Source organism: Lacibacter sp. (genome assembly GCF_057361365.1).
In genome coordinates this window covers 115,547-141,921 of record NZ_JBMQSG010000021.1, presented here as the reverse complement: position 1 = coordinate 141,921, position 26,375 = coordinate 115,547, and the positions used below count along the sequence as shown (strand labels likewise).

The 26,375-nt window shown below is 41.0% G+C and carries 23 protein-coding genes and 1 tRNA gene; 18 read left to right on the top strand and 6 right to left on the bottom strand.

Going from position 1 to position 26,375, the window contains the following annotated elements; all coding sequences use genetic code 11:
- Window position 1: 1 nt before the first annotated feature.
- The 3 genes from ACO1QW_RS17995 to ACO1QW_RS17985 form a co-directional block, all read right to left on the bottom strand.
- Window positions 2–2,839: a WD40/YVTN/BNR-like repeat-containing protein gene (locus tag ACO1QW_RS17995; protein ID WP_486260773.1), complete on the bottom strand. Its 2,838-nt coding sequence runs from the start codon at window positions 2,837–2,839 to the stop codon at window positions 2–4.
- A gap of 119 nt (window positions 2,840–2,958) precedes the next feature.
- Entirely contained in the window at window positions 2,959–3,582 is a 624-nt protein-coding gene (locus ACO1QW_RS17990; protein WP_486260772.1) for a response regulator, read from the bottom strand.
- A gap of 9 nt (window positions 3,583–3,591) precedes the next feature.
- Entirely contained in the window at window positions 3,592–5,520 is a 1,929-nt protein-coding gene (locus tag ACO1QW_RS17985; RefSeq protein ID WP_486260771.1) for a tetratricopeptide repeat-containing sensor histidine kinase, read from the bottom strand.
- Between the two features lie 163 nt (window positions 5,521–5,683).
- On the opposite strand from ACO1QW_RS17985, the gene ACO1QW_RS17980 reads away from it, so the two are divergent.
- The 6 genes from ACO1QW_RS17980 to ACO1QW_RS17955 all read left to right on the top strand — a co-directional run bounded on the left by ACO1QW_RS17980 (window position 5,684) and on the right by ACO1QW_RS17955 (window position 14,328).
- Window positions 5,684–6,199: a hypothetical protein gene (locus tag ACO1QW_RS17980; protein WP_486260770.1), complete on the top strand. Its 516-nt coding sequence runs from the start codon at window positions 5,684–5,686 to the stop codon at window positions 6,197–6,199.
- Between the two features lie 96 nt (window positions 6,200–6,295).
- Entirely contained in the window at window positions 6,296–7,435 is a 1,140-nt protein-coding gene (locus ACO1QW_RS17975) for an FG-GAP repeat domain-containing protein (RefSeq protein WP_486260769.1), read from the top strand.
- 31 nt (window positions 7,436–7,466) lie between these two features.
- On the top strand, window positions 7,467–9,590 hold the full coding sequence (locus ACO1QW_RS17970) for a tetratricopeptide repeat protein (protein WP_486260768.1): 2,124 nt from the start codon (window positions 7,467–7,469) through the stop codon (window positions 9,588–9,590).
- Window positions 9,591–9,602: 12 nt separating this feature from the next.
- Window positions 9,603–10,973 carry a hypothetical protein gene (locus ACO1QW_RS17965; RefSeq protein ID WP_486260767.1) on the top strand — a complete coding sequence of 457 codons (1,371 nt, stop codon included), beginning with the start codon at window positions 9,603–9,605 and terminating at the stop codon, window positions 10,971–10,973.
- An 18-nt stretch (window positions 10,974–10,991) separates the two neighbouring features.
- Complete coding sequence (locus tag ACO1QW_RS17960; RefSeq protein WP_486260766.1) at window positions 10,992–13,805, top strand: TolB family protein; 2,814 nt, start codon at window positions 10,992–10,994, stop codon at window positions 13,803–13,805.
- Between the two features lie 22 nt (window positions 13,806–13,827).
- Complete coding sequence (locus tag ACO1QW_RS17955; protein ID WP_486260765.1) at window positions 13,828–14,328, top strand: hypothetical protein; 501 nt, start codon at window positions 13,828–13,830, stop codon at window positions 14,326–14,328.
- 87 nt (window positions 14,329–14,415) lie between these two features.
- Here the strand turns inward: ACO1QW_RS17955 and ACO1QW_RS17950 are convergent.
- The 3 genes from ACO1QW_RS17950 to ACO1QW_RS17940 all read right to left on the bottom strand — a co-directional run bounded on the left by ACO1QW_RS17950 (window position 14,416) and on the right by ACO1QW_RS17940 (window position 16,500).
- Window positions 14,416–14,504: transfer RNA gene (locus ACO1QW_RS17950), tRNA-Ser, on the bottom strand.
- Between the two features lie 93 nt (window positions 14,505–14,597).
- Window positions 14,598–15,962 carry a histidine--tRNA ligase gene (hisS, locus tag ACO1QW_RS17945; protein ID WP_486260764.1) on the bottom strand — a complete coding sequence of 455 codons (1,365 nt, stop codon included), beginning with the start codon at window positions 15,960–15,962 and terminating at the stop codon, window positions 14,598–14,600.
- Window positions 15,963–16,017: 55 nt separating this feature from the next.
- Window positions 16,018–16,500 carry a low molecular weight protein-tyrosine-phosphatase gene (locus tag ACO1QW_RS17940; protein ID WP_486260763.1) on the bottom strand — a complete coding sequence of 161 codons (483 nt, stop codon included), beginning with the start codon at window positions 16,498–16,500 and terminating at the stop codon, window positions 16,018–16,020.
- Window positions 16,501–16,758: 258 nt separating this feature from the next.
- On the opposite strand from ACO1QW_RS17940, the gene ACO1QW_RS17935 reads away from it, so the two are divergent.
- From ACO1QW_RS17935 to nuoF, 12 genes are all read left to right on the top strand, one after another.
- Window positions 16,759–17,583, top strand: coding sequence for an energy transducer TonB (locus tag ACO1QW_RS17935; protein WP_486260762.1), 825 nt, complete (start codon window positions 16,759–16,761; stop codon window positions 17,581–17,583).
- A gap of 37 nt (window positions 17,584–17,620) precedes the next feature.
- A complete protein-coding gene (locus ACO1QW_RS17930) occupies window positions 17,621–17,860 on the top strand; it encodes a hypothetical protein (RefSeq protein WP_486260761.1) in 240 nt (79 codons plus the stop codon).
- A gap of 3 nt (window positions 17,861–17,863) precedes the next feature.
- Entirely contained in the window at window positions 17,864–18,799 is a 936-nt protein-coding gene (locus tag ACO1QW_RS17925) for a PstS family phosphate ABC transporter substrate-binding protein (protein ID WP_486260760.1), read from the top strand.
- Window positions 18,800–18,856: 57 nt separating this feature from the next.
- The gene (locus ACO1QW_RS17920) at window positions 18,857–20,623 is read left to right on the top strand and encodes a tetratricopeptide repeat protein (RefSeq protein WP_486260759.1); all 1,767 of its coding nucleotides are present in this window, start codon (window positions 18,857–18,859) and stop codon (window positions 20,621–20,623) included.
- Between the two features lie 118 nt (window positions 20,624–20,741).
- On the top strand, window positions 20,742–21,161 hold the full coding sequence (locus ACO1QW_RS17915) for an NADH-quinone oxidoreductase subunit A (RefSeq protein WP_486260758.1): 420 nt from the start codon (window positions 20,742–20,744) through the stop codon (window positions 21,159–21,161).
- A gap of 109 nt (window positions 21,162–21,270) precedes the next feature.
- Window positions 21,271–21,861, top strand: coding sequence for an NADH-quinone oxidoreductase subunit B (locus ACO1QW_RS17910; RefSeq protein WP_486260757.1), 591 nt, complete (start codon window positions 21,271–21,273; stop codon window positions 21,859–21,861).
- A gap of 88 nt (window positions 21,862–21,949) precedes the next feature.
- A complete protein-coding gene (locus ACO1QW_RS17905) occupies window positions 21,950–22,468 on the top strand; it encodes an NADH-quinone oxidoreductase subunit C (protein ID WP_486260756.1) in 519 nt (172 codons plus the stop codon).
- 101 nt (window positions 22,469–22,569) lie between these two features.
- Window positions 22,570–23,796 (top strand): NADH-quinone oxidoreductase subunit D, encoded by a 1,227-nt coding sequence (locus ACO1QW_RS17900; protein WP_486260755.1) that lies wholly within the window; start codon window positions 22,570–22,572, stop codon window positions 23,794–23,796.
- A 45-nt stretch (window positions 23,797–23,841) separates the two neighbouring features.
- Window positions 23,842–24,330 carry an NADH-quinone oxidoreductase subunit NuoE gene (nuoE, locus tag ACO1QW_RS17895; RefSeq protein WP_486260754.1) on the top strand — a complete coding sequence of 163 codons (489 nt, stop codon included), beginning with the start codon at window positions 23,842–23,844 and terminating at the stop codon, window positions 24,328–24,330.
- A 1-nt stretch (window position 24,331) separates the two neighbouring features.
- Window positions 24,332–24,538 carry a hypothetical protein gene (locus tag ACO1QW_RS17890; RefSeq protein ID WP_486260753.1) on the top strand — a complete coding sequence of 69 codons (207 nt, stop codon included), beginning with the start codon at window positions 24,332–24,334 and terminating at the stop codon, window positions 24,536–24,538.
- A 24-nt stretch (window positions 24,539–24,562) separates the two neighbouring features.
- Window positions 24,563–24,988: a VOC family protein gene (locus tag ACO1QW_RS17885; protein ID WP_486260752.1), complete on the top strand. Its 426-nt coding sequence runs from the start codon at window positions 24,563–24,565 to the stop codon at window positions 24,986–24,988.
- Between the two features lie 17 nt (window positions 24,989–25,005).
- On the top strand, window positions 25,006–26,367 hold the full coding sequence (gene nuoF / locus ACO1QW_RS17880; RefSeq protein WP_486260751.1) for an NADH-quinone oxidoreductase subunit NuoF: 1,362 nt from the start codon (window positions 25,006–25,008) through the stop codon (window positions 26,365–26,367).
- Window positions 26,368–26,375 lie beyond the last annotated feature (8 nt).

Below are 26,375 nucleotides of genomic sequence, written 5' to 3'. Positions count from 1 at the left end.
TTTAATTGGTTTTCACAAATTGTTGTACATGTTTGTACTTGCGGTTATCGCTTATAATTTCAAGAACATAACTACCTGTTGCTAAAGGACCAAGCGGTACCGATCCATTCTGGTAAGCCTGTGTTCGTTGCAGCAATACTTGTCCATTTAAACCTGTAACACGAATGTTGATCATTTTCACACCAGTGATTCCGCCTGTTCTGAAATTAATGTCGCCGGCGGGAATAACTGTTGGGAAAACAGTATTGATAAATCGTTTATCGTTTACTACAACGTCAGGAACAGAAGTGGCAACATTGCCAATGACAGTATAAAACATACCGTTACCATGTGTGCCCACAAGCAACGTATTATCAGCTATACGTAAAACCAGGTCGTTTACAATTGCACCTTGCATCATGGCAGGGCCTTCCAATTGCCAGCTTGTGGTACCACTGCTGATTGTGGACGTGCTGAACAAACCAATGGATGTGCCTACATAATATTCAACACCTGTTGTGGTAGCAACAATAGCGCACGAACGGAAAGATGATGATGCAATATTTCCTTCCACTGCTTGCCAGGTTGGAGTAGCAGATAAAGCATTTCCTGTCCAGAAAGCACTCACACTATTATAATTTGAAATGACAGCTAAAACGGTATCAGGGTTACGTGGGTTAACTGCAATTTCACGAACCAATGAACCGGCTGTTATGGCTGAAGGAGTAATGTCGATGGGTGTTGCACCGGCAGCGGCATTTTTAGGATCCTGCATCCGGTAAATTTTGGCATTCTCGGTTCCGATAAATAGGTAGCTATTTGCATTATTATAGTTCCCTCTTGATGTAGCAAGTGCAAAAATATTTCCGGTTAGTGTTGTTGCAACGCCTGTCATTTCCGTCCAGCCCGTAGTTGGTGTAACAGTTGAAGCACTGGTTGTTCTCCACATCCTATCATCAGCTACATAATACATGATCTCTGTATTATCCTGATCGAGATGGTAATAAGTTACAAACTCGCCTTCCGGAGCCGCACTGGGATCAATCTGAATATCTGCCGTAGGGCCTCCCACATCAAACCTTGCTACAATACCGTTTTGGGCCGATGCATATAAATATTGTTGGGTTGCAGTACTTGGAGAAAGAGCTGTCATGCCACCATCACCACCAAGTATACCTACGTAATGATCATTTGGGTCGGGCAAACCAGGGCCAAACAAAGATTTGGAATCACGGTAGCTGGTTGAGTTGTCCTGTGCGCCACCTGAAAATGTAAGTGAACCTGCAGTTGGGTCGATGGCAACATGATAAAATTGAAAAGTTTGGTATAAGTTGTTGAGGTTATTCCATGTTATAGTTCCGGCAGTAATATCCGGCGTCACCTGCATGCCGCCATCATTACCAACAACAAATCGGTTAGGAGCTGCGGGACTGAAAGCAAATGAATGAAAATCGACATGACTAAACTTATTGGGATCGGTGTATGTAGTCGATTCTAATCCACCAATAAATGTTCCTTGTGTTGCAAAACCATCCGTTGATTTAAAGAGGTTCACTCCGCCGGCAAGTACAAGGTTTGTATTGGTCGGATGCACAGCAAGAAGCATGTTATAGCCATCCTGCGTTTCCATGTATTTTGTCGTGTTTGCATTTTGTGTGGCTTTCAGGTTTGCGGTTCTGTTCGCCCACGATACAGTTGGGAAACTGGTAAGATCGGCCCGAAAAAGATCAGCTTCCGGTTCGCCCGATGACGCACTGAGGGCATTATCATACATCACATATAAAATATTTGAATTGCTGGGTGCAACACTTAAAACAGTTCTGCCCCAACCTGCGGTGTACTCGCCTCCGCTTGTGGCGTTGTTATGAGCTCTCCACCCAGTTACCAAAGAAGGACTACCAATTTTTGTCCAAGTTCCATAAGTGCCAGAAGTTGAAGTCCAGACACCCGCAGTATCACTATCCCGGTTTCTTCCGGTAAAACAGGCGTAGTAACGAACAGGCACAACTCCCGGTTTTGACACGGCGATATCGGTCATCATATTTTCAATGTTCTGGCTGGCATTATCTAATTCACCTTCCTCAAATAAAATCGGCTCAAAGGTGCTTCCCCCATCGGTAGAACGCCAGATAGATGATAAAGCCGCAACAAACAGATGGCCGTTTGCATTAACCTGCACATTGAAGATCATATCAAAAATATCATCGAACCTTTCCCGCAAATTATTGGTAGCATTAAAAACAATAGCATTCCATGTTATTCCATTGTCTGTTGATTTTAATAGACCAAACCCAGGTATAAATGCATTGGGATAAGTTTGTGATGTTCCTAATAGTTCACCGGTTCCTGCATACCATGTATTAGGTGTTTGCGGATCTTGTGCCAGGCAACTTACAATTCTAACTCCGTTTGTTGGATGAACAAATGCCCATGTTGCGCCGCCATCTGTTGAACGAAAAATTCCACCTGAAATACCAGCAGCTATCATAACTCCGTTATTCCGCTGATCGTAAGCAACGGCTCTTGTTCTTCCTCCGTTTTGTGAAGGTCCAGCAATGGTGTATGCATTGTTGATTGTTTGGCGAAAGCCGGCGCTTGTTTGTTTTCGTTGAATTGATCTAAGCAATTCTGATTCCCTGTTTTTAATATCTCTTGGAATTTCACCCGTGGCAGGATCATGTAACAATTTCCATTCATAGAGACGACGTTTATAACCGCCTTCTTCTTCATCTTCTTCCATTTCAAGCGAAAGGTTGGCTGTTTTTGTATTATTCACATTCGTTTTTGTAGAACGGTATATTACCAGGCTGCCAATAATAACCACAGCTAATGCCAAGCTCAGATAGGCTGTTTTACGCATACAGTATTTAAATTAAAAATTAAGACTAGGAAGTTAAGAACTTTCACCGGGATTTATGCTGCATAGCGAGAGAATGCGTTGAAGTAAAATGGCAGCGAAATGGATAAAGAGGAGGTGTGTCAGATCAAATTCAATTTCGCTGCTATTTTTACCATGGCGGCAACATTTTTTGCTTCCAGTTTTAGCAGCAGGTTCTTGCGGTGTGTTTCAACAGTAGCAGCACTTACAAACAATTTATCGGCTATTTCCTGGGTTGTTAGTCCATCAGCAATTAATTCCAGTACTTCCTTTTCACGACGGGTAAGAACAGGCAAATCATCGCCTTCTTTTTTTTCAGCGATCATCGCTGCTTCATGACTTAAGAATGTTCGGCCACGCATCACTGTTTGTATGGCAAACAGCAGTTCTTCTTTACTGGCATTTTTTAATACATAGCCGGATGCACCATTTTCCATCATTTTGCTGATGAAGCTTTGCTGGTTAAATGTGCTTAAACCGATGATTGCAATTGATGGATATTTTTGACTGACTTCTTTGCAAAGATCAATGCCGCTTTTATCGGGGAGATTAATATCCATGAAAATAACATCGGGTTGCCTGCCGTTCAAAAACGAAATACAACTTTCGGCAGTCATGGCATGACCCATCCACTCAATGCCCTTTTCATATTGCAAAAGTGAACGGATACCTTCTACCACCATGTAGTGATCATCCACAATAAAAACGTTTGTTCCAAGGCTCATAAAATTTTTTTATGCCGTCATTTCAATGTTAACCGATGTTCCTTTGCCTGGTTGCGAATCCACATCCCATTTACCTTTCAAAAATTCAACACGGTTTTGAATATTACTCCATCCAATACCCTTCGATTGTTTTAATAGGGCAGCATCAAAACCTTTTCCATCATCTTCTACCGTTATTGTTAAGTTCCCATCATTATAACTCAACTGCACCAAGGCATTTTTTGCCGATGCATGTTTCATAGTGTTATTTAATAATTCCTGCACAATGCGGTAGATCGTTACGCTTTTTGTCTGATCAATTTCTATTCCTTCCAATACTATCGATTGGTATTGCACTTGTAAAGCACCACTTTTATTAATGTCGTTGCAAAAATCCCTCAAGGCAGTATCAAGTCCAAATTTTACGAGTGCTTCGGGCATCATGTTATGTGCTACCCTGCGCATTTCACGAATACTGCTGTCGAGCATATCAATACTCCGACCAAACGCCTGGGCGTTTTCTTCTGTCATAATGAGGTTGCCTTTCATATTATTGAGTGTATATTTTATACCCGATAGCATGCCGCCCAATCCGTCGTGAAGATCCTTTGCCAAACGTGTTCGTTCCTGCTCTTCACCTTTTAACACGGCTTCGGTCGCTGCTAATTGTTTCTCCGTTTCGAGTTCAGTGATACGTTGCTGCTGGATGTTTTGTTTTTGCCTGTAGTTGCGATAAGACAATAAGGATATCAGCAACAGTGTTACTGCGCTTCCCACCAACAGGTAGTTAATGGTATTCTTTTGCTTGAGTTCTGAACGTTGGAGTTTGATCTGGTTATCTTTTCTTTGAGACTCATATTTTTTTTCAATGTCGATTATATTCTTTTGAATGTTTGTGTTGCTGATGCTGTCGAGAATCATCTCCGACTGTAACGCATATTGCTGACCAGTAGTTAAATCATGCAATGCAAAATGGATTTGGGCAAGCATGTCCAGGATCTTTGCTTTTTCCTGTAATAATTTCTCCTGACTTGCAACATCCAGCGCTTTTAACGCCATGGTTTTTGCCTGCTGAAAATCTTTTTGAAAAAAATAATAAATGGCTAAGCCCCGATAGCTCACAGCAATAGTTTCTTTGCTATCCATGTCCTTCGACAGTTCAAGCGCTTTGTCATAATAGTATTTCAGTTGATCATATTCGCCCCGGTTATAACTTAAATCCCCAAGGTTGAGCATTTGTGCTACCTGCATTTCTACATGGCCAATGTTTTTTGCAATTGCATATACTTCTTTCCAGGCGCTTTCTGCCTTGGCATACTCTTTCCGTTTCGAATAACTCATCGCCAAATTATTAAGCGCATTGCCGAGCCATATGGAATCATCTGTTGTTCGAAGGTATTTTACAGCAGCTTCACCATAAGCAATTGAACGATCGTAGTTGCGCAGATCATAATACAAGAGCTGTAAAATATCGTACCCTTTAGCTTCCATTAAACTGTCATTGTTTCCGGCAAATACTTTTTTCCCTTCTTCGTAATAAGTAGCGGCCTTTTCATATTGAGACAGCACACGATAAGATGTGCCCGTGTTAAACAGGGCTTTGCCGAGTAGAACAGGGTCATTCAACTTCTTTGCAATGTCAACAGATTGAAGATTCAATTGCAAACCTGAATCGAAACGGCTCTGCAGGTTTAATACGTAGGTGTAATTGAAAATGTAGCGTGCTTCACCTTCAGGATAATTAATTTTTTTACTTAGGTCGCCAGCTTTTTTATAATAAAACTTCGCCAGCTCAGGTGTGCTGTTTTCATATTGCTGGCCAATATTAATATATAGGTCAACTGCCTCTTTATTCTCTTTCGCAGCGGGTACTAATTGCAACAGGCTGTCTTTATTCATAAACTCCTGTGCGTGGGCGGTTGTAATACAAAATGCCGTATAGAGAAGTAGTTTTTTCATTCGAATTAAAGTAAACTAAAAATTATCTTATCACAAATAAAAAAGACTCTCTCCAAAACTGTTCTCCCAACTTTCCATGATTTAAATGCTTAAAAATCCTGTTTTTCCATGAGGCAGCGTATTCATCCGCCGTACTACGTTTACATCATAAATCATCCAAAACATGAAGCATTTATTTCAATACTTACTGTTAACTGCGTTGTTGGCTATTAGTGGCGCTGCAACATCACAAACCAAGCAGGAAACATTTCTGCAGATAGTTGATGCTAACGGCCAGCCGGTTCGTGGCACCAGCGTTCAACGATTTTACGAAAGACAAATTATCGCTATCGGTTTTTCGGGAGTTACTGCCGGTAAAGCACAAGTGCAGTTTACAATGCCATCGGGAGGTGCATCGGCAACTTTAGCAACACTGCAAGGCAGTAAGGAAACCATTCCCTATGCTGTGTTTACTAATACAGTGCCAGCCGAACCAACATGGAACGTTTTGTCGACTGTTCGGCTGGAAGCAATTCGTGTAATCTCGGTTCAAGATGCAAACGGCAGCACAAGCGTAACCTTACAGGCTGAACGGATCGGTACTACTTATTATCAAAATAATCTTAAGACCGGCATCAGATCAGTAACGGGTAAAACAGGTTACGATTTTAAAACAGGACAAACCTGGAATGCATTTTAAAATGTTCTTTTAATAATAAACAATATGAAAAAGAGTACGCTTCTTTTATTCTTCGCACTATCGGTCATTGCTAACTCTCAAGGCCAACTCAAAATAATGCAACCGACTACTCAGCCGGTTTCCATTAACCAAACCCAACCAGTAACGGTAAAACTATTAAAGGATCAAATCGTGCAGGTTGGTTCTTATGGAAGTTCAACGCCGCTAACAAATGCGCCGGCTGACATTACGAAAAACTCAACCCGTCTTTTTACACAAACATTTTCCAGTGCTTATTGTGAAGATCCTGCAACTAAATATATTTCTCTGGACATTTTAAAACAGGGTAGGGACAGACTGCTGGTGTTTACTCCAGCAAATAGAAATACCCAGGTGAAAATTGAAAGAGATAATACCGGTACTGTGGGACAAACAGGCAGCTATGCAATTAATTCAGGCTTAAAATACACTGATGAATTACTCACGGGAAATTTCTCTGAGGAATTCGGTGCATCAGTTATCGTAGTTGACAGACGGGCAAATCAATTCTGGCGCTATATGCATGACCCAACAAGTGGTATCAATTTCATTAATCCATATAACGTACTATCTAATTGGACCGTTGCAGACCGATACTTATCCGGTGATTTCAACGGCGATGGTAAAGCTGACCTGTTAGGTTGGAATTTTAGTAGAAATGAATTTGCAGTAGCACTGTATACTAAAAATCCAACACCGGGTGCATTGCCGTTCTTTACCCCGGCAGGTATTTGGCTTTCAGGTTGGGCACAAACAGCTGATATGAATATTGTAACAGGAGACTTTAACGGCGATAAAAAAGATGACATCGCTGTTGTACATCAACCAACAGGAGAATGGAGAGTAGCACTTAGTACTGGTTCGGCATTTCAATCCTCAACAGGTTACCAAGCCGGCGTGTGGTTAAAACCCTGGGCGGTTGGCAAACATCATAAAATTGCCGCACTCGATGTAAACAATGATGGGAAATTCGATTTAGTGGAATATGATTACAACGAAAAAAGTTTCCAGGCAGTATTAAGCAATGGCCAGTTCTTCGACTATAGTTTTAAACGGGAATATATCGCCAATACTTTTACTAATCTAAAACCACAAGTGGCTATAGGAAAATTCGAAGGTAATTGCGTAGTCGTTGTGAGTCATGACCTTCCACCTGATTCACAGTATGCCGCCTCCCGGCCGGCAACAAGCATTTTTCTCACTAACTACAGACGATAAACCAATACGTTCCTTACTTGAAATCATCAACATGAAATACATTCTATTGTTTTTCTTATTGTTTTCACTCTCCGTTTCAGCACAAAAGAAACCCGTTAAAAAAGATCCGCTTCCAACGCAAAAAGAAATGAAGGAAATGGAAGAGGCATTTAATAACATGAGTCCTGAAGAAAAACGCTTTATGGATAGCATGGGTATTAAAATGCCATCAGTAAAGCAAATGAAAAACATGGCCGATTTTGCAATGGCAAATAGCCATGGCGGAGCTGAAGTGCTGGTGCCAAAACGTGATGCAGTACGAATTGCTTCCATTTCAAAACTGCCATTAACAAAAACAGCTTTGCCAGTGTACATGCAATCTGTTCAGCAAAAGTTGCAAAGCAGGTTTCCAGCATCTATAATTTCAAAAGCAGATGAACTCTACAATTCCATAAAGTCGAAATATGGTTCAACTATGGCCGTTGCTAACGCTGCTGTGGGCTTTTGGGCATTTGGAAAAGCCGCCCCAGCATTGCTCTTATTAAGTCGTGCCTGTGCCGATGATCCTGCAAATGATAATCACCTGAATAATTTTGCTGCAATGTTGACTATGAGTGGTGGTGAACAAATGGCACTACCACTACTCAACTATTTAAACAAGCAATACCCGCAAAACAGCACCATTCTTAACAATATTGCGCATGCCTGGTTTGGCCTGGGCGATGTGGCGACTGCTTCAAAATATATTGACAGCACTATTCGCTTATGTGCATGGCATCCGCAGGCAAATCAAATTAAAGCTGCTATTGAAGAAAGCAAAGGCAATCATACTGCCGCTATCAAATCAATGAAGCAGGCGATCAGCCACATGCACACAAGCGATAAAGAAAGAAGATTGAATGACCTTGGTTATGAATTAACTCCCGATGATATTTTTTTCAATCCTCCCCGCAAACAAGATGAGTTAGGCTTATCGAAATTTAAATGGCCTTCTTTTCCCAAGAGTGTTGGAGAGAGCAAGGTAATGCAGGTAGAATGGGATCAGTTCCGAAAAGAAATCAACCGCATCGCCAGTGAACTTTCTGAGGAAGGAGTGATGCTTGGTGAGGCTTTCAAAAAAGGTTTTCAGGAAAGGTTGGAGCATGATAAGAATGCACCATACACTGGAGCGAGAACTTCAGCTTTATTTGTCAATCTTTCACCAAAGGCAGAAAAAAAATTGCGTCCGCGGGTTGATCAATTGCTTGCTATTGAACTGCACGATCCATTTGGTATCGCTGTAATTCCCATGCGGAAATCAGTTGACAGTGTAAAAGAAATTGCTGGAAAAGAACTGACGGCTCTCAATGAACAATTTCGTGGAAAAATGGGTGAAGGATTGGGTATTCCCGAAGCCTATTGCAGCGCCTTTGATGCCATACACGACCGTTTACTAATGGCTGCTAACAGCATCATCGAATCTTTTTGCAAGAAACATCTTGATCGGGCTTATACCAGAATAAATGAAATAGCACATTATAATTTATACCGTGCATTTCCTGAAGAGCTTGCTTTTAACATCAACCTGGCCAAACAGGAATGGATAGCAATGCTGCGTGTTCCCATTGAGCTGATCGTTTTTGAAAACCCAACAACCATGTGTGGAAATAGCAGCGAAAAACCTACGGCTAAGTTTGGTACGCTTCCCGATTATGATGAAGTGAATTGCCGCTACAAAAGCGAAATGAATTTTGGCTATGCGTCCATTAAAACAGAATGTGGCCGTATGATTGCCGAAATAGAAATCGATTTTGTAAAACTCGGCTGGGAAACAAAATCAGCTGATCGTGAAGAGAACCGCAATTTCTTTGACGAATTTCAAACCTGCACAATTGAAGTATCGGCAGGCACGGGAAAGAAGTTTGGAGAAGGTCCGCTGCAATTACAAACATCAGCCGAAGTAACAGGCTTTTTAGAAATAGACCGCTCAGGATTCAAAGACGCTGGTGTAAAACTTACAGCTAATGCAGGTGTAAAAACGAATACACTTAATACAAAAGTAGAAACAGATATCGGCGAAGTGAATGTGGGACCCAAAGAACCATCCGTGTCTCTTGGCGGTGTTAATGCCACTATCTCCATCAACAGCGGATTTACGGCAACCGGCAGTGGTATTTTAAAAGGAATTAAATTCTAATCAATAATCAAAATGAAACCAATCTATTCTTTTTTTATCGTTTTCCTGTTTATGCAATGCAGTGCAAAAGCACAACAACAAAGTTTCGACATTTTCACTTTTACTGCACCAGCAAAATGGACGAAGTCGGCAAAGGAGAACAGCTTACTTTTTTCCATTACAAATAATACGCAACGTACATGGGCGCAAATTGATATGCTGAAACGTACGGCAAGCAAGGGAACACCTGAGGCCGACTTTCAAAGTGAATGGCAGGATCTGGTAATGAAGCGTTATGCGGTAAGCGGTGAACCGTTGGCAATAGATACACAAACATACCAGGGATGGAAACTGTACACCGGCCTAGGAAAGTTTGTGTTCAATAAGGATACTGCTTCCGTGTTATTAAATACATTCAGTGATGGTATTAATTGTGCAAGTTTCCTGATGCTGAGTAATACCACTTCTTATGGAGCTGTGTTAGATGAATTTGTTGCATCACTACAACTTTCTGCTCCAGCCACAGCTCAGCAACAAAGTGCTCCTGTAGAACATGTGCAGACAACAACAGCAACAAACGATGGATTTCAATTCAACACATCAAATTTCGATGATGGCTGGACAAGTGTTGTAAAAGAAGATTGGGTGGAAGCAACTAAGGGAAATATTAAAGTGCTCTTGCATTATCCAAGGGAAGAGGATAAAAAATATTATACGCAATACAACGAACATGTAAACGTATTCTGGAATTTACTGGTGGCACCTCGCTATACGAATTTGCGTGAATACCAAACGCCGGGATATAACCATTCTTCAGAGCCGGGATTGTATGCAGCAGGATTACTGAACGACAACGCTACAAAAAAAGATGTGTGGGTTGCGCTTTTTAGTAAAGGCAAAAGTGGATGGATAGAAGTGATTGCGCCAGATAAAGCAACCTTTGTTCAAATGTTTGGCATTGATAATCCTGGTACCTATTTCTACGAGTGGGGTCCATTAGTAAACCTGGCTGGACTGAACAAGTTTGCTGTTGGCGAAAATGATCTCGTTGGTAAATGGTCGAGTCAATTTTATGGATCAACTGCTTATTACAACGTTAATACAGGCGTATATGCAGGATCATCAAGCGTGGCATCAGGCGTCACTTATATTTTTAAAGGCAACAAAACCTACCAATGGGATTTGGGAATGGCTACCAACAGTGTAAGTACGGGCAGCAGAACTGATGTTGCCAAAGCAAGCGGCACTTGGAAGTTGCTAAGCAACTGGCAAATATGGTGCTCCGAAATTGAAAGAAGACCCGTTACTTACAATGCATATTTTTCTTGTATAAAAGGTGCACGCATTCTCTGGTTGCAGGATGTTAGCTATGGCAGCTACACAGCATATGGTAAAATAAATTAGTAAACACAAAAACATGTCATGTTACAAAAACTATTTTCCTGCATATTATTATTTACATCTGTACAAACTCATGCACAAGACAATGATGCATGTATGAACCGCATTATGGCCAAATCAGGTGTTTGGAAAAAACTACCTGAGACAGTAAAGAGCAGCACAGCCGACCAGGCCATTCAAAGACGTTTTTATAACGAAGTGCATACTCCTTTGCAAGCCGCATACCAGCCCAAAGGTTTAGATGCTGCGTATTCAGGATCGTTTCAACCCGTTCAATACAGCCAGAAACTTTCGTATTGCTGGTACACTTTGTTTGGAGAGCGTTATTTCTGTGAAGGCGATGGGTTAACATTAAACAAGTTCGATATCAACTCTACTTTAAAAGTACTTTTCAACTATGTTCCCTTTGTTGAAATTTATGATACCACTGTTGCCGATAATCCTGTTGGTTATCATGTGCTGCGTGAAGGTTTCCCGGTTGAAATTCGTCCGGGAATCTGGCAGTTTAATGAAACAGTCTTTAAAAAGAGTAGTACTGAGGTATTTCACACGAAAATGTGGTTGATCACTTACGATGCACAACTGCCCTGGAGTTACGTTACCCGTCGTGAATTTTTATTGAAGCGAAAGCGTTTTCTTCAAAAGGAAATGGCCGCAGAAGCTCCTCGTTTAAAAGAAAAGCTACTTGGATGGGAGCAAATGAAAAAAGCAAAAGAGCAGGAATGGAAATCGGAACCTGCAAAACTTGCAAACTATATGTCAGGCACACATAATCCGGCAGTTGAACGGGATCAGGCATTTTTTAAAAAACTAATGCAAGGCTACGAAGCTGCTTTGGCAAGAATAGACGAACAACTTTCAGCACCTCCTGAAGAGTTGGCTAAATGGGCGATCGTGATCAAAAGCACGCAAAACAATTTCGATTACAGTTTTACAGACAAGGTAGAACCGTTTGCAGAATTGCTGATTAAACCCAACCCAACTTATTTCAAAAAATTGAGTTCGGCCGCTGTGCCGCAAATGATAAATGTTATTCTTAACTCGGAACCAAAGGATCCACGATCGGCCACGTTTGCTACGGAAATTGAAAAGCTGTTGAATTTCGATTATTACAAATCCTTCATTGGAAAAACAGCACCGGGCCCAAGGAATGGTAATACCAGCCTAGCAAATAGTCCGACAGTTAAAACAAATACCAATTCATCTTCTGTTGCTTCATCAAACCCTGTTGCAAAAAACAATTCAGATCCAACTACGTCGAACAACAATACAAAAGCACAAACACGAACGACATCCACTTCAACTTCAGGCAAAACCTTATTTGTGTCAGGAAAATTAAGTGCGCCTGCTGGTGTGCCTGTTACGCTTGCCATGAACAACGCAAACGACCTTACCATCACTCCTGTAAAGAGCCCCGGAAATTTATACAACAGCTCAGCAGTTAAGTTTACAAAATCAGTAAAAGAAGGGGAGTCATTTGATGTAACAGTAAAAAAGATCGCATCAAATATGAAATCGGCGTTGTATTATGGAAATGGCAAAGCCCCTGAAGATGTAAACAAAATAAATATTGCCGTTGACTTTACTTATGAATTACTCACACGAAGTTCGGGCGATAAAACAATGAGCACTTTTTATGAATCATTTGCGCCAGCCGTTGGTGGTTACAATGGAGAAGAAGGCCGTTACGTTGTTTTCATATCAAACACAAAAGACTTTGAAGGATCAAGTGGAAAATTCAGGCAGCTGTTTTGGCGTGATAGAAACACAGGCATTACAAAAATGATTTCTGTTGCAGCGAATGGCGAACAGGGGAATGGTGATTGTGCAGAGCCTTCTATTTCTGCTGATGGAGAAACGGTAGTGTTTGAATCGAGAGCTACTAATCTTGTTCAGGCAGATAACAATAATGCAAAAGATATTTTTCTTTGGAGAAAGAGTAGTAACAGTATTGAACTGATCAGTAGAGCATCGAATGGTGTTGCTGCCGATGTAGATTGTTTTGATGCAGCAGTATCAGGTAACGGAAAATTTGTTGTGTTCACTTCACCTGCAACAAATTTATCATCTGTTCCAAAAGGTCGTTCTGTATCGAATATTTTCTTGCGTGATATAGCAAATGGTAAAACAGAAATGATCAGTGTTGATCCTGTTATGAAAACAGGAGGCAATGGATATAAAGGAAGTATATCGTTCGATGGCAGCCGCATTAGTTTTTGCTCAGCATCAGGTACGTTGGTAGCGAATGACAATAATAATCTTTGGGATATTTTTTTATGGCAGCGATCTCAGCCTGGTTTGAAACGGATCAGTTTAACACATGATGGTAAAGAAAGAAACGCAGGTTCCGAATCTGCATCAAGACAAGTTGCTTCAGTTATTTCAGGCAACGGCCGCTTTGTTTCTTTTGCAACTACAGCCACAAACATGATTCCAAACGATAATAATTCTTTCCAGGATGTTTTTGTAGTGGATGTTGAAACCGGGAAGGTAAATGTTGCCAGTTTTACCAATGATGGAGCTCCATCAAACGGTGATAGTCCTATTGAACAAGGCGAGAGAGTAAGCATTAGTTATGACGGCACATGGGTTGCTTTTCCCACAAAAGCAACCAATCTTGGGGCGCCGGGTTCCAATATTATTCTGCATAACACCGTTACGGGCAAAAAATCAGCAGTGAGCAATGTCGCCGGCAGTTATGTAGGTCGTCCTTCTATTTCTTACACCGGGAGCTATATCATCTTCGGAAAATCAGCCAATCTCGACAATCGCTTTTCTGAGTCGGGCATCTTTGCGCATTTCACCGGGAATGGTCCTTGCCGGGATTGCAAATAATCATCAATCAAAAAATCATAGCATGAACAAAAGCATTTTCGCTCTTTCATTTTTCATAACGGCATTTTTCTTTGCGGCATGCGAATTTAGCGCCGGGGTAAAAAAGGATCTCAACACCGGACTTAGTTCCGGTTACAATGGCCTGAATGCAGAAAATATTTTTCTAGCAGGGGCCGATGATTCGCCTTTAAAAAACAATGAAGTGGCATTGGGAAATAAAGTAAAGATTGTAGCCGATGGGGTAACGAATTTTAAAGAAGTAAACGGCAAGGTTTATCCGGGTTGTTCAATTCTGTTAGTTGGCCCGGCAAACGACAGTATTTTTTATTTACCGGACGCTTACCAGGATCTTTCTGAGGGTAAACCGGCAAATGAAGCCAGTTATCTTACTGCAACCCTCAACACGGGTGATCCGATGCAGACGAACGAAACTTATTTGCTAAAAGTGCGGTTTTACGATAAAAAGGATACCACAAACTTTATAAAGGCGGAATGTGCGTTAAAAGTAGTGGAGGCTAAATAGGTTGAAAAGGAAGGTTCAGATCATGAAATAAAATAAGCCGTAAACATTTTGTTTACGGCTTATTCATTTACACTTAAGATTAGTATGCGGTGAGGGCGGGATTCGAACCCGCGGTACAGAGTTACCCGTACGGCAGTTTAGCAAACTACTGATTTCAGCCACTCATCCACCTCACCGACTGAAATTTTAAGGGTGGCAAAAATAAAGATTCGCACCCATACAACCCAAAAAAAGAAAAGATGATTTCTCTTTAGCTGATTCAGCCATTATTAAGCCGAAAATTTTTGCAGTAAAGCATCGAAGCTGAGCGATTCCTGCACACCGGTTGCCAATTCTTTTACATTGCAGCTTCCATTCTCCAGTTCTTTGCTGCCGAGAATAACAATAAAAGGAATATGCTTTTTCTCGGCGTATTTAAATTGCTTATCGAATTTGCTGTTTTCATGAAATAGTTCGCATGCAACTCCCTTGCTGCGCAACTGCTGCATCAGATCAAAGGCTTTTTTACTTTCTGCATCGCCAAGATTGAAGAATAAAACTTTTGTTCCTGTATGAACACCTGCCGGGAAGAGTTTCAATTCTTCCATCACATCATAAATACGGTCAACGCCAAATGAAATACCAACACCGGGAATATTAGGCACACCGAATAAACCGGTTAAATCGTCGTAACGACCGCCACCACCAATGCTTCCCATCTGCACATTCTTCGCTTTTACTTCGAAGATGATGCCGGTGTAATAATTAAGACCACGGGCCAGTGTAAAATCAAATTGCAAATTGGAGATTTGAGATTGCTGACTGACTGTTTCCAGTTCTTCAATTCCTTGTTTACCTATATCAACTGTTGCAAGTAAAGATTTGATCTGTTGTAATTTTTCCGCATTGCTACCATTGATGAGCAAATACTTTTCGATGATAGAGATTTGGTCCGCATTTAATCCACGTTGTGTTAATTCTTCTTTTACTTTTTCTAAACCGATCTTATCCAGTTTGTCAATAGCAACGGTAATGTCAACCATTTTGTCGCTGCCGCCGCACAGTTCGGCTAAGGCAGCAAGTATTTTCCGGTTGTTGATCTTGATCTCCACATCAACACCAAGCTTTTGGAAAACAGTTGCGTAGATATTTGTCAGTTCAACTTCATTCAACAATGATTTGCTGCCCACCACATCCGCATCGCATTGATAAAACTCACGATAGCGTCCTTTTTGCGGACGATCAGCTCTCCAAACAGGCTGCACCTGGTAGCGTTTGAACGGCATAGTGAGTTGATTATGGTTCATGGCTACATATCGTGCAAAGGGAATTGTAAGATCATACTTTAATGCACGCTCAGTTATAGCACTCGTGTTTTTTCCATTGAGTACTTTTTCAAACTCGTCTTTTGTTGTTTGAAGTTTGGCAGGATTATCCAGACCGTTATTGAGAATTTTAAAGATCAGCTTGTCGCCTTCTTCACCATATTTGCCCATCAACGTATCAAGGTTTTCCATGGCAGGTGTTTCCAATGGTTCGAAACCGTATAATTCAAAAACTGATTTTATTGTATTGAAAATATAAGTACGCTTGCGAACAACATCTGCTCCAAAATCTCTTGTGCCTTGCGGTAATGATACGTTAACCTTCGCCATTGCTCAGTTTATAGTTTATAGTTTAATGCAGCAGTTCAAAATCATAAATCCAGGATCATACATCAGACATATCTGTATTTCTCACATGATGCTTCTCGATAATCTTATCACATGCTCTGTCGATCATTTCATAAACCGTATAATAACCATCTTCTTTTCCATACCAGGGATCAGGAACAGCCCTGTTTTCGCCGGGATATAATTCATTCAATAGCAGATCAACTTTATCTTCTTTCCACAACTTGCCGCTCATTTGTTTTACATCAATATAATTGCTGCTGTCCATCACGTAAATAAAATCGTAGTTGAGGAAATCTTCCTTTACAAACTGGCGTGCACGTTGTTTGCTGATGTCAACACCGTTATGCTTGGCTACTTTAATACTTAAATGGTGCGGTGGTTCACCAGCATGCCATGCACCGGTGCCTGCACTTTCAACACTCCATTGCAAACCGGCTTTCCATGCTTTGTGTTGCAGCACACCTTCTGCCAAAGGACTTCTGCAAATGTTTCCCAAACAAACCATTAAAATGCGCATGGCCGCAAAGATAAGTTGACTGTTGCAAGTTTAAAGTTTAAGTTCATGTTTCGTAACCCGTACTTCTTAGTTCGAACTTGATTTGTGGATTTATTTCCACAACGCATCTCAATACCAAACGGGTTAATAAAAAATAAATACCGTTCTCATTCATGAGCAGCCGGCCGGCGCATGTGTAATGAAGGTTTGTTTGTGTTCAATCATTTGATTGTTGCAAATATTCCTGCAAATTATTTCACATCACCAAAACGTCGTCACATGAAAAGCGAACAAATTCTTACAGCCGATCTGCTTGATATCATTTTCGAAAACCGCAACAAAACTTATGGAGCTTATTCCATCCGCAAAGCTTATCCTTCGCATCTTAAAAAAGCAATGGGTATTATGTTGTTGATGGTTGTTAGCGCTTCAGTTTATGTAATGAGTAAGCCAAAGAAAGTATTACATAGATCAATAAATGTTGTGCTGCCACCTGATCATCAGTTAACTGAGGTCAAGAAAAATGATCCACCAAAAGAGCAGGCACCCAAGGAAAGAACGGTAGCGGCACAACCGCCAACCAAGGTAGACAGATCAATCGAGATTGTACCGGATGACCAAATAACTAAGCGTCCACCAATTGACAGAACTGATCCGGATTATTATGTTCCGGGTGATAATGACAAGCCTGCTGTTGGTGAGGGCGGAGAAACATTTGTGCAAGGGAAACCCGGTGAAACGAGCATCACTCCAACTCCGCCCCAAACCCCGGCTCCTGAAGAACCTGCCATCCTTGAGCACCCCGATGAAAATCCTGAATTTCCGGGTGGTATGGAAGCATGGACCCGTTACCTGCAACGTATGTTAAGAGTACCTGAAGACCTGGAAGCTGGCGATCGTAAAACAGTACGGGTAAAATTTGTGGTAAATGCTGATGGAGAGGTAACAGATGCAATAATTACACTAAGCGGAGGAAAGGAATTTGATAAGGAAGTGTTGCGTGTAATCGGTCGTATGCCCAAATGGAAACCAGGTAAACAAAGAGGAAAACCCGTGGCATCTTATTTTACGCAACCTGTAACCTTTACCGCTCCTGAAGAGTAAAAATTAGTTAACTTGCCCGCTCCCGAAAAAAACTTACATGTCAATCCAGGAAGATTTCAGAAAGAAGAATAAACCCGTGAACGTGAAGGCAGTCTTCGACGTTGTATTGGGTATTGTGTACCTGGTATTGGGAGCGGTGCTTGCCCTGTCGAAATACTTAGGCCTGGAATTTTCATTTCCTCCGCCCGATGTGATCACCGTTTTTGGTGTTGCTGCATTTTTTTATGGCGCCTTTCGCATATTCAGAGGAGTTAAAACTTATAACAACCCATCATAAATCATGAAGAAGTGGAGCATGGTGCTGTGTGGCTGTTTAAGCCTGTTATTTTTTTCCTGCAAAAGCTCAAAACCTAAACCTACCGATACAGGTACAAGCGGCACTATCCATATTAGTGTGGATGAATCGTTCAAACCAATTATTGAAGAACAGATACAGGTGTTTCAATCATCGAATTCCAAGGCAAAAATAATTGCTCATTACAAACCTGAAGCTGAGTGTTGGAAGGATCTGCTGAATGACAGTGTGCGCATGGTGATCGTTACAAAAAACATCACTCCCGATGAAGCAAGATATTATGCTGACTCCCTTGGTCTTTATCCCCAAAGTGAATTATTAGCCAACGATGCTGTGGCTTTAGTCGTGAACAGAAATGCTCCCGACTCTGTTTTTACAAAAGAAGAAGTGGCAGGAATGTTGTTAGGGACAAGTAAGCTGCCTTATAAACCTGTTTTTGATGGCTTAAAAGCAACCAGTACGGTACGTTATGCCATCGATAGTGTGTTAAAAGGAAAATTGTTTAATACATCCATTATCACAGCAGCAAAAAGCAGTAGCGAAGTGGTGGAATATATTGCGGCAAACCCCGGTTATGTGGGATTTGTGGGTGTTAGCTGGATTGGCAATCCGGAAGACAGCAAGCAACTGGAGCTCTTGAAAAAGGTGCGCATCGCATGGCTTCCCTGTGATAGTTGCGAGGAAGCAGATACGTATACCAAACCTTGGCAGGAGGACATTTTAACAAAACGTTATCCCTACACCAGAGATATCTATTACGTCTTAAAAGAAAATCATTCGGGGTTGGGAAATGCATTTGTAAATTTTATGAACAGCGACAGGGGGCAACTGATCTTTAGAAGGGGTTATCTCGTTCCTGCAAGAAGGATCTTTATGATGAGAGAAACACAACTGAAATTAGTGAAGCCTGTAAAACAATAATTTTAATATTTTTACCGACCCTGAGCAACCGATTACTTAAAACCAAAGAAAGAAAAAATGAAACGATCACTCAGTTTAGTATTTGTGGCAGTTCTTTTAGTGCAGCAGTTACTGGCACAATCCATCGATGATGGTAAAAAGTTCATGTATTATGAACGCTTCAAAAGTGCAAAAGACGTGTTTGAGAAACTCGTGACTGCAAATCCCAAGAACGAGGAAGCAGCTTATTGGTTAGGCCAGGCATATATTGGTTTGGAAGACGTTGCTAAGGCAAAGCAAACTTACCAGGCAGGGTTGCAGGCAAATGCTACTTCACCTATCCTGTTAACTGGTATGGGACATGTAGAATTGCTGGAAAATAAAGCAACCGATGCACGTAGCCATTTTGATATGGCTATTAACAGCAGTAAATCAAAAGATAATGAAGTGTTACATGCAGTAGGCCGTGCAAACGCTTACGCCAAAGCAGGTGATGCCAATTATGGTATTGCACAGTTACAGAAGATCTTAACAACAAAGAAATTCAACGATCCTTCTGTTTATGTCACAATCGGCGATTCTTACAGGAAATTGGTTGACGGTGGTAATGCAGTGCTGGCGTTCAAAAATGCGCTTACACTCAACCCTAAATATGCAGCTGCAAAATATAAGGAAGGACAGATCTACGAAAGTCAGAAGAATAGAGAGTTCTTTTTGCCTGCCTATGAAGAGGCAGCAAATATGGATCCTGCATACGGTCCTGCTTTCTATTCATTGTATGCATATTGGTATTTCAGAGACGTAGCTAAAGCGGAAGATTACCTGAATAAATATATCGCAGTGATTGATAACGATGCACAGAACGATTACTACCGTATCGATTTGAAATATGCATCAGGCCAGTTCAAAGAAGCAATCACTCAGAGTGATGAACTTATCAATAAAGTAGGGGCTGACGTGATCCGTCCACGTATCTATCGCTTAAAAGCATATAGTTATAAATCATTGGCTGAAAAAGCTGCAAAAGGAAACGATTCAATTACAGCAGTAGCTGAATATGCCAATGCAAAAAAGAACATTGATATATTTTTAGCGAAATCGAAGCCAGAAGACATTGTTCCGAAAGATTACCAGTTGCTCGGCGACATTTTTGCCGGCACGCCAGGTAGTCAATCGCAGGCTTATACTTATTATGAAAAGGCGATGAACGCCGATACTTCTCAAGAGAACAAGGCATCTTATTTAGATCAGGCAGTTATACTTGCTAAAAAACAGAACGACAAAGTAGCTACAGCATACTGGTTAGAAAAGCAGTACAAAGCCAAGAAAACGCCTAGCAATGTGGATATGTACAACCTTGGTCGTACTTTCTTTGACGCTGGTGCGGCTTCTGGTGATTTTAATTATTATCGTAAAGCGGATAGTGTATTTTCTATATACACCACCCAGTATCCTGATCAAGCTTACGGCTACTACTGGCGTGCCCGCTCAAACTGGAGCATCGATACGAGTATGGTCAACAGCATGGCTAACCCGCATTTTGAAAAATTTGTACAGGTAGCTTCTGCAAGTAAGGATTCGGCTTCTTTCCGTCCGCAGATCAAATTGGCTTACAAATATTTTATTGGCTATAACATCTTTGTAAAGAAGGATTATAAAACAGCCATTGAGTTTTGCGATAAGATACTGGCAATTGACCCTACAGATAAAGAAGCTGCGGAATACAAGCGTCAGCTTACTGGTGGAAAATCACAGTCAACAGGTAGCAATAGTAAAGCAACAAGTGGTGTAAACAGTAATTCTGTTACCCGGCAAAGTGAACGAAAGACTGTTTTGTACAGTTAAATACTTAGATTTCATTTTTATTTCTATATCCCTTCGCAACAGCGGAGGGATTTTTTTTTATTACAGGGAATTTCCAACACCCTGCCTTATTTTTGCGGCATTCAAAACCTGCATTCACATGAAATGGTTTTTCTTTTTACAGTCCAGTCCTGCAGCCCCCGTTGTTCAATCGGTGAATGATTCAGGTAATTATTTTCCCATCGGTATCCAGATATTGTTCGCAGTAGGTTTCGTGGCCGTTATGATGCTGGCTACGCATTTACTGGGCCCTAAGCGCCCAACTGCCCAAAAGCTGGAAAACTTTGAAAGCGGTATCGAAATTCATGGTAATGCACGTCAGCCAATGGCGGTAAAATACTTCCTGGTAGCTATCCTGTTTGTGTTATTTGATGTGGAAGTGATCTTTTTCTATCCTTACGCTGTTAATTTCAGGGAACTGGGATGGGGAGGATTTATGGCTGTATTAATGTTTGTCGGATTTTTCCTGTGTGGATTCTATTATATTATTAAGAAAGGTGCGCTTAATTGGGAGGATTAAGATTTGAAAACCAACCAATTTGAAGATTTGAAAACGGGCCTAATTATGGATACTTGTGCTAATGGCAGGCTTTGATTTTCAATTATTCAAATTCTCAAATTATTAAACTATGTCACGTCCGGTACAATTTAATATCAATCCTAAACCTGTCGATCAAAAAGGCCATATCAGCGTAGTTGATATGCCTGAAGGTCATATGGGTGAAGGTTTTTTTGCTACTAAGCTCAGCGAAGTAGTGGGACTGGCCCGTAAGAATTCTATCTGGCCTTTACCTTTTGCAACTTCTTGTTGTGGTATTGAGTTTATGGCAACAGCTGCAGCCCATTACGATCTTGGTCGTTTTGGTTCTGAGCGTATGGCCTTTACTCCACGCCAGTGCGATCTGATGATGGTAATGGGAACAATTTCAAAAAAAATGGGGCCGGTTGTTAAACAAGTATACCTGCAAATGGCTGAGCCCCGTTGGGTAATGGCTGTAGGTGCTTGTGCAAGCAGCGGGGGTATTTTCGATACATATAGTGTGTTGCAGGGAATTGACCAGGTGGTGCCCGTGGATGTGTATGTACCGGGTTGCCCTCCAAGACCAGAAGCAATTCTTGATGGACTGATGCGGATACAGGACCTGGTTGGGCAGGAAAGTCTTCGCCGCCGCAACAGCGAACATTATCAAAAATTACTGGACAGTTACGGAATACAATAAAACAATTAATCAGTTTGATGATTTGAAAATGTGGTGATCCATCACAATAATTTTTCAAATTTTCAAATGCTCAAATTTTCGAATTGAGATGGCTTTGATCAACGAACAGATTCAAAACAAGCTGGTAGAAAAATTTGGAGAAGCGATAACTAACTTTTCTGAGCCTTATGGTATGCTCACATTTGAAGCGCCAAAGGATTTTAATTTAAAGGTGCTCCAGTTTTTATTTGATGACGAAACGTTGAAGTTTCGTTTTCTCACCGATCTGCAAGCTGTACATTATCCAAACGATAAAGGCCGTGAATTAGCAGTTGTGTATCATTTGCACAACCTAGTTGATAATGTGCGTATCCGTTTTAAAGTATTTACCGATATCAATACACCCGATGTGTTTACTGCAACACAGTTATATGCAACAGCAAACTGGATGGAGCGAGAAACATTCGATTTCTTTGGAGTGAATTTCGTTGGGCATCCTAATCTCAAACGCATTTTGAATGTTGATGAGATGGATTATTTCCCGATGCGTAAAGAATTTCCATTGGAAGACCAGACACGTATTGATAAAGATGACGAAATGTTTGGAAGAGGAGGGAGTATTAATTAGGTAATTTGAAGATTAGATGATTTGGAAATTTGAAAATGTCGAGTTGTTCGGTTTTCAATCTTCAAATTTTCAAATTTTCAAATTTTCAAATTCAATTTAACATGAGCGACGTTCAAAATATATTGTTACCGGAAGGTTCCATTGAGAAGAAGACCATCACTCTTAATGTTGGGCCAACGCATCCTGCAACACATGGTGTGTTTCAGAATATCATGGAAATGGATGGTGAGCGTGTGATGTCTTCTGAATCAACAGTAGGATACATTCACCGTGCATTTGAAAAATTAGCTGAACGTCGTCCGCTATATCAAATTACACCACTTACTGATCGTTTGAATTATTGCAGCAGCCCTATCAATAATATTGGCTGGCATCTTACCTGCGAAAAATTATTGGGTATTCAAACACCAAAGCGAGTTGATTACCTGCGTGTGATCTTGATGGAGCTTGCACGTATCAGCGATCACCTCATTTGTAATTCAATTTTAGGTGTTGATACAGGCGCATTCTCCGGTTTCGTTTATCTCATGGAGTTCCGTGAATTGATCTATGAAATTTATGAAGAGATCTGCGGCAGCCGCTTGACAACAAATATTGGCCGCATTGGTGGTTTTGAAAGAAATTTTACACCTGTTGCCTGGCAGAAACTGGAAAAATTCCTCAAGGAATATCCAAAAGCATTAAAAGAATTTGAAAACCTGTTTACACGAAACAGGATTTTTATCGATCGTACAGTTGGTTGTGGGCCTATCTCCGCTGAACGTGCGTTGAACTATGGCTTTACAGGTCCTAACCTGCGTGCTGCGGGCGTTGATTATGATGTGCGTGTGCACACACCTTATTCATCTTACGAAGATTTTAATTTCATTGTCCCTGTTGGAACAACCGGTGATACATACGACCGCTATCTCGTTCGTAACGTAGAAATGTGGGAAAGCTTAAGCATTATTGAGCAGGCTTATCAAAAGATACAGGATTTTAAAGGTGCAGATTCGGAAGTATATCATGCAAACGTGCCTGAATATTATTTGCCCGAAAAGAAAGATGTGTACACCAGTATGGAAGCACTCATCTGGCACTTCAAAATTATTATGGGTGAAATTGAAATGCCAATAGGTGAAGTTTACTGCAGTGTGGAAGGAGCAAATGGTGAATTAGGTTATTATTTTATTAGTGATGGTGGCCGCACACCTTATCGTTTGCATTTCCGTCGTCCATGTTTTATTTATTACCAGGCATTTGAAGAATTAGTGAAAGGTGGAATGTTAAGCGATGCCATTGTGGTGATGAGTAGTTTGAATTTGATAGCAGGGGAGTTAGACGCTTAGGGTTTGCTTGAAGATTAATTGATTTGAACATTTGAAAATAGCAGAATGAAGTTTTCAGAAGAACAGTTGAAAAAAGTAGATGAGATGATCTCTCATTATCCCGAGGGAAAGCAGAAAAGTGCTTTGCTTCCATTGTTGCATTATGTGCAGAAAGAAAATGGCGGATGGTTAAGTGCAGAAGCAATGGATTATACAGCAGAGCTATTGAAGATCGCTCCCATTGAAGTGTATGAAGTAGCTACTTTTTACAGCATGTACAATTTGCAACCGGTAGGTAAAACAATATTTGAAGTTTGTCAAACAGGCCCTTGCATGTTAAATGGCAGCGATGATATTGTCGCATACATTTATGAAAAGCTCAACATTAAACCCGGACAAACAACTGCTGATGGTTTATTTACATTGAAGACAGTTGAATGTTTGGGTGCTTGTGGTTATGCGCCAATGATGCAGTTAGGTCCTGATTACCGTGAACACCTAACCAAAGAAAAAATTGATGCATTGATTGCCGAAGGAAAAGCAAAAGCCAATTAAGATGACGAAGAAAACAGCCATGTTTATTGGGTTTTTACTTTCAACATCAGCGATGATCGTCATTATCGTCTTCCTGATGAGTAAGGATAAAACTACAATGCGCCCAATGATGTTTATCGGAATTGGTTTGGCACTTGGCTCATTGGTATTAAGAAATTTATTGCGCTTTAAACCTGATTGGTTTAAAGATGCACCGGAAAAGAAATAAACTTTTTCATCTATAACTAACAACATGAATGCAATTGTTCCATATCTGAATTTTAACGGCAACGCCAGCGAAGCACTTGCTTTTTACAGCAAAGCGCTAAACGGTGCTGTTGAATTTCAGCAAACATTTGGTGAATCACCAATGGAAGTGCCCGCGGAAGCAAAGAATCATATCATGCACGCTACTTTTCGTGCAGGTGATCTTACGTTCATGGTATCAGATGGTATGCCAGGCCAGCCGGTGGCGGGTGGAACAAACCTGAGTTTGTCTTTGCACTTTACTGATCTCGACAGCATCAACAAAACATTTAGTGCATTAAGTGAAGGTGGTACAGTGGTAATGGAACTACAGGATACATTCTGGGGTGCACGTTTTGGTATGTTGAAAGATAAATATGATTTTAATTGGATGTTCAACTACGATTATCCGAAAGAAGAAAATAAAAGCTAATAGCTGAAAATATAGCAATGGGAAGAAAACTTTTATTAGACAAGGCACATATCGAAGGCATCAGGCATTATGATGTGTATCGCCGTGAAGGTGGTTACCGCAGCGTGGAGAAAGCATTAAAGACAATGGCTCCCGAAGCTGTAACAGAAGAAGTAAAGAAAAGTGGCTTACGTGGTCGTGGTGGTGCCGGTTTCCCAACCGGTATGAAATGGAGTTTTTTAGCAAAGCCTGAAGGTGTTCCCCGTTATCTTGTTGTGAATGCAGATGAAAGCGAACCCGGTACATTCAAGGATCGTTATCTCATGGAATTCATTCCGCATTTGCTGATCGAAGGAATGATCACTGCTTCTTATGCATTAGGTAGTAATACTTCTTATATCTACATACGTGGTGAATACTGGTGGGTAAAAGAAATTTTAGAAGTAGCGGTACAGGAAGCACGTAATGCAGGTTGGTTAGGAAAAAATATTTTAGGTAGTGGTTTCGACTGCGACATTTTTGTGCAGCCAGGTGCCGGTGCATATATCTGCGGTGAAGAAACTGCTTTAATTGAATCATTAGAAGGTAAGCGTGGTAATCCACGTATCAAACCTCCGTTTCCTGCTGTGAAAGGTTTGTGGGGTTGCCCAACTGTAGTGAACAATGTTGAAACCATTGCAGCTGTTGTTCCGATTGTGAACGACGGGGGCGATGAATATGCAAAAATTGGTATTGGCAAATCAACAGGAACAAAACTTATTTCTGCATGCGGCAACTTAAACAAGCCCGGCGTGTATGAAATTGAAATGAATATTTCGGTTGAAGAATTTATTTATAGTGATGAATACTGCGGTGGCATTCCCAAAGGCAAACGTCTCAAGGCTTGCATACCCGGAGGTTCATCTGTTCCTATTCTTCCTGCAAATCTTTTGTTGAAAACAGCAAAAGGTGAATCAAGAATGATGACGTATGAAAGTTTGAGCGACGGTGGTTTTGCAACAGGCACCATGATGGGTAGTGGTGGTTTTATTGCCATGGATGAAGATCAGTGCGTGGTGAAACATACTTACACATTAGCCCGCTTCTATCGTCATGAAAGTTGCGGACAATGTTCACCTTGTCGGGAAGGAACTGGTTGGATGGAAAAGATACTGTTGAAGATCGAACAAGGTAAAGGAACGATGAGTGATATTGATCTGTTGTGGGATATTCAACGCAAGATCGAGGGAAATACGATTTGTCCATTGGGTGATGCAGCAGCATGGCCAGTGGCGGCAGCAATCCGCCATTTCCGTGATGAGTTTGAATGGCATGTGACAAACCCATCAGATGCATTGCAGAGAAATTATGGTTTAGCGAATTATGCAAGACCGTTGGAGATTGCAGCAACAACTGCATAACAATTAGA

Bases quoted from the DNA above. Each gene is read 5' to 3' on its own strand.
- ACO1QW_RS17980 (WP_486260770.1), top strand. From the start codon at position 5,684: ATGAAGCATTTATTTCAATACTTACTGTTAACTGCGTTGTTGGCTATT.
- ACO1QW_RS17925 (WP_486260760.1), top strand. From the start codon at position 17,864: ATGAAGAAGTGGAGCATGGTGCTGTGTGGCTGTTTAAGCCTGTTATTT.
- ACO1QW_RS17960 (WP_486260766.1), top strand. From the start codon at position 10,992: ATGTTACAAAAACTATTTTCCTGCATATTATTATTTACATCTGTACAA.
- hisS (WP_486260764.1), bottom strand. From the start codon at position 15,962: ATGGCGAAGGTTAACGTATCATTACCGCAAGGCACAAGAGATTTTGGA.
- ACO1QW_RS17970 (WP_486260768.1), top strand. From the start codon at position 7,467: ATGAAATACATTCTATTGTTTTTCTTATTGTTTTCACTCTCCGTTTCA.
- ACO1QW_RS17965 (WP_486260767.1), top strand. From the start codon at position 9,603: ATGAAACCAATCTATTCTTTTTTTATCGTTTTCCTGTTTATGCAATGC.
- ACO1QW_RS17900 (WP_486260755.1), top strand. From the start codon at position 22,570: ATGAGCGACGTTCAAAATATATTGTTACCGGAAGGTTCCATTGAGAAG.
- ACO1QW_RS17905 (WP_486260756.1), top strand. From the start codon at position 21,950: ATGGCTTTGATCAACGAACAGATTCAAAACAAGCTGGTAGAAAAATTT.
- ACO1QW_RS17930 (WP_486260761.1), top strand. From the start codon at position 17,621: ATGTCAATCCAGGAAGATTTCAGAAAGAAGAATAAACCCGTGAACGTG.
- ACO1QW_RS17995 (WP_486260773.1), bottom strand. From the start codon at position 2,839: ATGCGTAAAACAGCCTATCTGAGCTTGGCATTAGCTGTGGTTATTATT.
- nuoF (WP_486260751.1), top strand. From the start codon at position 25,006: ATGGGAAGAAAACTTTTATTAGACAAGGCACATATCGAAGGCATCAGG.
- ACO1QW_RS17955 (WP_486260765.1), top strand. From the start codon at position 13,828: ATGAACAAAAGCATTTTCGCTCTTTCATTTTTCATAACGGCATTTTTC.
- nuoE (WP_486260754.1), top strand. From the start codon at position 23,842: ATGAAGTTTTCAGAAGAACAGTTGAAAAAAGTAGATGAGATGATCTCT.
- ACO1QW_RS17990 (WP_486260772.1), bottom strand. From the start codon at position 3,582: ATGAGCCTTGGAACAAACGTTTTTATTGTGGATGATCACTACATGGTG.
- ACO1QW_RS17985 (WP_486260771.1), bottom strand. From the start codon at position 5,520: ATGAAAAAACTACTTCTCTATACGGCATTTTGTATTACAACCGCCCAC.
- ACO1QW_RS17890 (WP_486260753.1), top strand. From the start codon at position 24,332: ATGACGAAGAAAACAGCCATGTTTATTGGGTTTTTACTTTCAACATCA.
- ACO1QW_RS17940 (WP_486260763.1), bottom strand. From the start codon at position 16,500: ATGCGCATTTTAATGGTTTGTTTGGGAAACATTTGCAGAAGTCCTTTG.
- ACO1QW_RS17910 (WP_486260757.1), top strand. From the start codon at position 21,271: ATGTCACGTCCGGTACAATTTAATATCAATCCTAAACCTGTCGATCAA.
- ACO1QW_RS17915 (WP_486260758.1), top strand. From the start codon at position 20,742: ATGAAATGGTTTTTCTTTTTACAGTCCAGTCCTGCAGCCCCCGTTGTT.
- ACO1QW_RS17935 (WP_486260762.1), top strand. From the start codon at position 16,759: ATGAAAAGCGAACAAATTCTTACAGCCGATCTGCTTGATATCATTTTC.
- ACO1QW_RS17920 (WP_486260759.1), top strand. From the start codon at position 18,857: ATGAAACGATCACTCAGTTTAGTATTTGTGGCAGTTCTTTTAGTGCAG.
- ACO1QW_RS17885 (WP_486260752.1), top strand. From the start codon at position 24,563: ATGAATGCAATTGTTCCATATCTGAATTTTAACGGCAACGCCAGCGAA.
- ACO1QW_RS17975 (WP_486260769.1), top strand. From the start codon at position 6,296: ATGCAACCGACTACTCAGCCGGTTTCCATTAACCAAACCCAACCAGTA.